5 protein-coding genes are annotated in these 7,989 nt (G+C 57.3%); 1 reads left to right on the forward strand and 4 read right to left on the reverse strand.

Going from position 1 to position 7,989, the window contains the following annotated elements:
- The 4 genes from B2R17_RS26175 to B2R17_RS26190 form a co-directional block, all read right to left on the reverse strand.
- A partial coding sequence (locus B2R17_RS26175) for a biotin carboxylase N-terminal domain-containing protein (RefSeq protein ID WP_286766305.1) occupies positions 1-995 on the reverse strand: 995 nt, incomplete at its 3' end.
- A gap of 180 nt (positions 996-1,175) precedes the next feature.
- Entirely contained in the window at positions 1,176-3,848 is a 2,673-nt protein-coding gene (locus tag B2R17_RS26180; protein ID WP_286766306.1) for an MGH1-like glycoside hydrolase domain-containing protein, read from the reverse strand.
- A complete protein-coding gene (locus tag B2R17_RS26185; RefSeq protein ID WP_286766307.1) occupies positions 3,845-4,984 on the reverse strand; it encodes a hypothetical protein in 1,140 nt (379 codons plus the stop codon). The genes B2R17_RS26180 and B2R17_RS26185 overlap by 4 nt, the downstream gene beginning before the upstream one ends.
- 52 nt (positions 4,985-5,036) lie before the next feature.
- Positions 5,037-6,698 carry a sulfatase gene (locus B2R17_RS26190; RefSeq protein WP_286766308.1) on the reverse strand — a complete coding sequence of 554 codons (1,662 nt, stop codon included), beginning with the start codon at positions 6,696-6,698 and terminating at the stop codon, positions 5,037-5,039.
- A gap of 351 nt (positions 6,699-7,049) precedes the next feature.
- Here B2R17_RS26190 and B2R17_RS26195 point away from each other — a divergent pair, with 351 nt between their 5' ends.
- Positions 7,050-7,805 carry a hypothetical protein gene (locus tag B2R17_RS26195; RefSeq protein WP_286766309.1) on the forward strand — a complete coding sequence of 252 codons (756 nt, stop codon included), beginning with the start codon at positions 7,050-7,052 and terminating at the stop codon, positions 7,803-7,805.
- The last annotated feature ends 184 nt before the right edge of the window (positions 7,806-7,989 follow it).

Here is a 7,989-nt window from a genome sequence, read left to right on the forward strand (position 1 = left end):
ACGATATCGATGCCGGTGACCTCTTCCGTCACCGTGTGTTCGACTTGAATTCGCGGGTTGACCTCGATGAAGTAGAACTCGTCTTTGTCAACGTCGAGCAAGAATTCGACCGTTCCCGCGTTCTCGTAGCCACCGCTTTCTTTGCCGACCGCGCGTCCGATTCGTAGTGCCGCATCGCAGATGGCATCACGCATTTCGGTGGAAAGGTTGGGTGCGGGCGCGAGTTCGACCACCTTTTGGTGCCGGCGTTGGACGCTGCAGTCGCGTTCATACAAGTGCACCAAGTTGCCGTGGCGGTCACCGAGCAATTGGACTTCGAGGTGACGGGCTCTTTGGACGAAACGTTCCAGGAACACTTCGTCGCTCCCGAATGCCGTCTTGGCTTCGCGTTGAGCGGAATCGAGTGAGCTGGCCAATTCGCTCGGTTCCATCACGACTCGCATGCCCCGGCCGCCGCCACCCTTGGCCGCTTTGAGCATGATCGGGTAGCCAAGTTTTTCCGCGGCATCGGTGGCTTCTTTGATCGACGCGACGGCTTGCGCGGTTCCGCCCAACACGGGCACGCCAGCGATCTCGGCCAAGCGACGAGCGCTGGTCTTGTCGCCCAAATCTCGCAAGCTTTGTTCGCTGGGACCGACAAACAAGATACCCGCGTCCGTCAGTGCTTTCGCGAAATCGGGGTTCTCGGACAGGAATCCGTAACCTGGGTGCACCGCGTCGATGTGATGCTTCAGACACAACCCGACGATCGCGTCGATGTTGAGGTAGGACCGGATCGGTTCGCCGGGAGTCCCGATTTGGTAGGCCTCGTCGGCTTTGAATCGGTGCAGCGCGTAGCGGTCTTCGTGAGAATAGATCGCGACCGTGCGAATGCCCAATTCGTGTGCCGACCGAAACACCCGAGTGGCGATTTCGCTGCGATTGGCAGCCAGCAATTTTCGAATCGGGCGAATGTTGGTGGAGTCAGAGTCAGCGACGGTCATCAGGGCATCCATTGCGGGGAAGTCAAAGTCGAGCTGTTAATCTACACGTTTCGAAACGCCCTTTCAGCAACCGGAACGACTGGATCAGCCAGCAAAAGCAATTGTTGTTCTGAGACCGGTTTCGACGCGATCTGCCAGAGTAGGACAGTTGTCCCGAACTGTTCCGTCGAGCTGGCCTCCATCTGCAAGATGCTACTCGACGCCTTCGGTGATGCGGCCGTGCAGATGCTCGATGCAGGTTGCAATCAGCGCCGTCCAACCGGTTTGGTGACTCGCGCCCAAACCTTCGCCGGTGTCGCCGTGGAAGTACTCGTAGAACAAAACTTGGTCCTGCCACAACGATTCGTCGCTCTTCATTCCGCTGCCGCGAAGACAGGGGCGAGAGCCGCCTTCTGCCGGCGTCGAGAAAATGTTTGACATCCGGCGATTCAATTCATCGGCCACTTCGCGAAGATTCATCTTCACGCCCGATCCGGTCGGGCATTCGACTTGGATTTCATCGCCATAGAACTCGTGGTACCGCTGCAAGGCTTCGATCAACAAGTAACTGGTCGGGAACCAGATCGGTCCCCGCCAATTGCTGTTCCCGCCAAACATCCAACTGTCGGATTCGCCTGGCACGTAAGCGACCGTGTGTTCTTTGCCCCGGACGGTGACTCGAAACGGTTCGCTTTTGTGCTTCTTTGAAAGCGATCGAATGCCGAAGTCAGAAAGAAACTCTGATTCATCGAGCAGGATTTTTAAGACGCGTTCCAAACGTTCTTGCGTTGGAATGGAAATCAACATTCGGTGGTGGCGTTTGGTCGTTTGGCAGAACGTGATGTGTTGCACCAAGTCATGTCGATTGTTCAGGAACCATTCCAATCGATTGCGGAAACCGGGCAAGTCCGCCAACAGGTCTTCGTCCAGAATCTCGACCGCGATCAGGGGCAGCAATCCGACCAGCGATTTGACTCGCATCGGATGGGTCTCGCCGTCGATCTGCAATTGGTCGTAGTAGAAGCCGTCATCTTCGTCCCACAGGCCGCCGCTTTCACCGCCGTTCATCGCGTCGACGATGCGGATGAAGTGATCGAGGAACTTCGATGCCATGTCGGAATACGAACGATCGTGGCGAGCGAGCTCGAGAGCCATCGACATCATCGTGCCGCAGTAGAATGCCATCCAAGCGGTTCCGTCGGCTTGTTCCAGTTCGGCTCCTTCGGGCAAGCCTTTGCTGCGGTCGAAGACGCCGATGTTGTCCAGTCCCAGGAACCCGCCAGCGAAAACGTTGTCGCCGTTGCTGTCGACTTGGTTCACCCACCAAGTGAAGTTCACCAGCAACCTCTGGAAGGCTTGCGAGAGAAACTTGTAATCGCGTTTGCCTGATTCGGCTTCCATTTGGAAGACACGCAAACACGCCCACGCATGCACCGGCGGGTTCACGTCGTCGAAGTAGAACTCGTATGCCGGCAACTGACCGTTGGGATGCATGTACCATTCCCGCAGCAGCACCATCAATTGCTTCTTTGCAAAAGCGGGGTCGATGCGAGCCGCTGGGATCATGTGAAACGCCAGATCCCAGGCGGCGAACCAAGGGTATTCCCACTTGTCCGGCATCGACAAAACGTCGCGAGCGTACAGGTGCCGCCAGTCTTTATTGCGACCTTCGTGACGTGCGGCGGGAGGCGTCATCACGTCGCGATCACCGTCCAACCAATCGGCGACGATGTAGTGATAAAACTGCTTCGTCCACATCAGCCCCGCGTAGGCTTGCCGAGAGACAAGACGCTGCTCGTCGGTTGCTTTGGGCGGAATGATGGCTTGATAAAACTCGTCAGCTTCTTCGCGTCGCTGAGTCAGGACGTTTTCAAAGTCGTCGCCCAGGTCCGGATGAAACTCGCCGACCTTTTCTTTCTCGCTCAAGCGAACTTTGACGTGCCGTGTTTCGCCGGGTGCCAAGTTCCAACGATACAGGGCCGCGACTTTGGTTCCGTGACGCTTGGGGTTCACCGCGTCGGTTTGATCGTCGATGACGTACCGATGGAAGGCGTCTTTCGTGTACGGCGAGAAGTTTTCGGTGCCAAACAAGTGTTCGGAATTGGTTTCGTTTTCCGTGAACAGCAACTCGCTGTCCGGTTGATTTTCAAACGCACAGACAAACGGTTCCAACGTGTCGTGTCGGGTTTGAACGATGTGCGAATCGATCGCTTGAATGGTGGGCTTTGCCGTGCAGCCTTCGTGCAAGCATCCCCAAACCCACGTGTTGCGGAACCACAGCGTTGGTAGCAATGTGATGTCGTGAGCGTCGGGGCCTTGGTTGGTGATCGCAATGTCAATCAACAAATCGTTGTCCGACGCTTTCGCGTAGGTCGCCGTGACATCGAAGAAGCGATTCTCGTCCAGCAATCCTGTGTCGATCAGCTCATATTCGCGATCGTTCAACCCGCGTTGTGCATTGATGCTGACCAGATCACGGTACGGGTATCGCTGTTGCGGGTAGCGATACATCGCCTTGGCGTAGGAATGCGTCGGTGTCGAATCCAGGTAGTAGTAGAGTTCCTTGACGTCTTCGCCGTGGTTGCCTTCCGGGCCGGTGAGTCCAAACAGGCGTTCTTTCAGAATCGTGTCGTTGCCATTCCAAAGTGCAATCGAAAAACACAATCGGCATTGGCGGTCGGAGAATCCGAGCAAACCGTCTTCGCCCCAGCGATAGGCGCGACTGCGAGCGTGCTCGTGCGGGAAATCGCTCCAGGAGTTGCCACCCTCGGAGTAGTCCTCTCGAACCGTTCCCCACTGACGCTCGGAAAGGTACGGGCCCCAACGCTTCCAGTTCTTTTCGCGGCGTTCGTCTTCGTCGAGTCGTTGCTGTTCGGACGTCGTCATGAAGATGCTCGTTGTCTGCGTCGCCAAAGAAACCCGTCCAGAACGTAATGCGTGATCTGGGGAACCGCCAAGGCGGGGGCCAGCCAAACGGACGCTTCCGCCAGAGTTTCGCCCGCCGAATTCGCGAATCCAGGGGGCATCCAAGCGAACAACCAACCGCGTTCCTGCCAGATCCCAAAGTCCCACAGCATTTCTTCCGCGTAGGCGAGGATCCAGACCACGCCCAGAAACAACGCGATTCGGCCGGTGTTGGTTTGCCACCGCGACGTCGGGCGAGACGGATGAGTCGAAGCTTGGTCAGTTGCCGAATCAGAACTCTCTGCGATCCGGCACCATCGATACCAATAGATCAGCACCATATACGGCACGCCGTGAATGATCACGTTGGTGACCGTGAACGCGTAATCAGAATTGAACGTGATGATGCCGATGTACCAGCACACCGCCGTCGTCAGGACCACGATGTCCTTGCCTGGATTCCAAGCCCCATCACGGAAACCACGGTGCAGGCTACGAGCGGCGTAGGCCAACATGCTGAACCAGTAGATTGGCATCACGATCGTTGCCGCGATCTCCGGCACCTGAATGAAGTCGCCTTCGGCGAACCACCAGAAGTGCCTCGGCAAATGAGCGTGCCAATGGATCAGCGGATACAGCGTGGCCAGGTAAATTGCTGACGCATCGATCCACCAGCCGACTCTTTCGCTGTCGTGCTCTCGTGATCGATAGAGAGCGACCCAGCCGTATTGCTGGCGGATGAAATGGAAGACCGCGAGATACGCCAGTACGCTCCAGAATAGCGTCACGCTTTCGCTGTAGATCGCACCGCCGATCGCAAACGCGAGCACCGGGGTCAGTCCGTACAACCAAGGCCGCCGGCGAAGTTCGTTGCCGTCGAAGTAAACACGAAAACCCGTGGCGTAAACGTGAGCGACATCGATCAGCAAGATCGTCGCGACCCAAGTCCAACCGGGTGTTTCGTCGTGAAGAAACCCGAGTGCGGCACCGAGCGGCAGCATCGCCAAGGCGACCAACGCGCTGCCGCCGAACGTTGCCAAATCAACCGCGGGTGAGAACAACCACGGCAAGCGTTCCAGGCTGTGTCGCGAAGGGGATGCGGAGTCGCAGGTCGTCATTCGCGGTCACAGCGTGGAGAAGTTGATTCTGGATCGAGCCTCGCTCGCACCTTCAGTCGACCGTGCTTCCCCACCAGTCACCGTTGGGTTTCCAGTTGGGTTCCAGCATCGCCGCTTCGCGTTTTTCCAGGCGTTCTTTGTTGGGACCTTGAGCGCGAGCCCAACGTTGCTTGGCCTTTTCAGGATCGAAACGTGGGTCGGGTTCTGGGAATTTCGCGTCGACCGATTTGAGGTACGCCAGCAGTTCTTTTCGCATTGTTGCGACTCGTTCAGGTTGCTCCGACGCGAGGTCATTTTGTTCGCCGATGTCGGTGGGCAAATGGTACAGCTCGTCGTGTGAATCCAAGTGGTAATGGATCAGCTTGTAGTCACCGGTTCGGATCACCGACGATGGTTCACCACCTTGGTTGCCGTAGTGTGGGTAGTGCCAAATCAGCGAACGTTGCTCCAGCGATTCGTCCTTGCCGCTGGTCAACACGGTTTCCAGTGACCGGCCGTCGACGTGTTGCTGCGGACGCGGAGGCAAATTGCAAACGTCCAGAATTGTGGGATACAAATCGGAGCCAATCACAGGCACGTCGCTGGTGGAATTCTCAGGGACGATCGCTGGCATCGAAACATAGTAGGGCTCACGCAGTCCGCCTTCCCATTGTCGGCCCTTACCGCCGCGGTGTGGCAAGTTGCTGGTCGAGTAAGCGTCGCCGGAGGAGACACCGCCGTTGTCGCCGGTGAAGATGACTAGGGTGTTGTCGGCTTTCCTGGACGCTTCGATCGCCGCCATCACGTCGCCGACCGCGTTGTCGAGTGTTTCCATCATGCCGGCGTACACCGGGTTGTCTTGGATTTGACGAACGGGCAACGTGCGATCGATCTTGAACCGATTGCCATCGGCCGGCGGCGTCGGTGCTGATTCTCGGTACTTCTGCCAGAGTTCTTGCGTGGTTTGGATCGGCCCGTGAACGGCGTAGAACGAAAGCATCGCGAAGTAGGGCTGGTCGTCTTGTCCTTCGATGAACGAAGCCGTTTCTTTTCCCAATCGACGCGTCAGCGATTCACCATCGGGCCCGTCTTCCATCACCGGGTTTTTGTAAGGTGCGAAGAAGCCACCGGGAGGGCTGCCGCGATGGTGGCCACCGATGTTGATGTCAAAACCGTGGTCGGTCGGCATCGAGCCTTCGCCGCCCAAGTGCCACTTGCCGGCAAAAAACGTTTTGTAGCCCGATTCGCGAAGAGCTTCTGGCAGGGTCACGTCATTCGCTGGCATTTCATGGGCGTACTCGGCCGGCAGCAGTTCGTCGCCACGGTTGAAGTTCATGCCGGTCTTGGCACCGATCCAGTCCGTGATTCCGTGGCGAGCGGTGAACTGCCCCAGTTGAATGCTGGCTCGCGAGGGGCTGCAGACGCGGCAGTTGGCATAGCCTGCCGTGAATCGCATGCCTCGTTTGGCGAGTGCGTCGATGTGAGGCGTTTGGTGAAATTTGCTGCCTTCGATTCCGATGTCATGCAGGCCCAAATCGTCGACCAAAATCAGGACCACGTTGGGGCGAGCGTCCTCGGCTTTGGCCTGCGAGATGGACAAGCATGCAAACGTGATGGTCGCAAACAGCATCCAGAGCAGTGTCGACGAAGGGACGTCGAGCGAGCCAATGGTGATGGCTCTCACGCGATCGGAATGTGGCGTTGTAGGTCGGGGAACGAAGCTGGTTGGTCGCATGCGGGAAGCTCTCGGAGACGCGGACTCGATGTGGCTAACAATGTAGCTCCGCAAATCAATCCCGTGCAAATCACCGAGCGGGCAGAGCTTGTGTCGTCAAAAGTGTCTCGCTTTGAGATGTCGAATTGGTGTCGATGTAGTCGCAATGACGTCTCTCGTGAAGCCGGATTGGCAGGTTGTGAAAATGGGTTCGTATTTATAAGTCGTTTGTGGGTAGTATCTTATGGGGATAGAGTCCAGTTTGCTTGGCAGTTTGGCATCCGCCTCGCATCAGGGAATGCTGTCTCGATGAGGATGTCGGGGAATGGATCAAGGACGGCTTCTCCCAATGGATCACTAGGACTCAAACACATGACACGCTCACTTCGGACTTTCGCCACGGGCACTTTCTTCGCCGCCATGGTTGCTGTGTTGGCCGGGCCGCAAACCGCCCAAGCCGGACACGATTCGCCACTGTACGTCGCCGCAGACCGCTATCGCGATGCCGTCAGCCACTTTGAAGACGAGGCCCGGCGGGTTCGCAGCCTGGATCGTGGTGTGTTGCGTTTGATCGACGATTTCGAAGACCAAACGAGCGACGTTCGTTCCGCCGCTCGACATCCTGATCGCTCGGATCGATTGGCTCGGGAGTTCAATGACGTCCAGTTCCTGCAGGCACAAACCGAACAAGCGGTTTTCGGCAGTGGATGCCCGATCATCGCCCGAGCGCTCACGCGTTGTTGGAGCGATGTGCTGGGTTCGTTTGCCGCGCTCCAGCAGCAAATGGCCTACGTCCAGCCTTACGTTTCGGCTCGCCCAGCGGTGACCTGTGACGTTCATCATCAAAGCCGGTATTCGGCACCGACCTTCCCAACGACTCCTCCGGTTGTCTTTCCTGGTCAAACACCGTTGCCACTTCCACGGACCGTGCCGCATGTGCAGCAGAAACCAATCAGCTATCCCCACCGCAGTTCGCGTGATTTCAACTCGCATGACTTCTACCGAGGTTCTTCGCATCGCGACGCTCCTCGTCCCGGCAACTACCGAGCCTCAATTCCTTCACGGAAGTCGGTGCCCAAGGGAGCTGAAATTGGTTTGGTGTTGTTGAATAGCTTTCTGAATCGATAGCAAACGGTTGGGGCTGAATGGCCGAACGCGAAGATCATCACGGACCACGGCCCCATCCGGGGCGGCGGTCGTGCAGTTTTTAAGTGCTGTGTCAGTAACGCCTTGAGAACCCCGCCCGTGCAGCGGGAGGGGTCGGAAAGCGAGCGTTCAGCGAGATTTCCGGGGGAGCGGCTGTGTTGTTTTT

The sequence above is a fragment of the Rhodopirellula sp. UBA1907 genome (assembly GCF_002337565.1).
GTDB lineage: Bacteria > Planctomycetota > Planctomycetia > Pirellulales > Pirellulaceae > Rhodopirellula > Rhodopirellula europaea.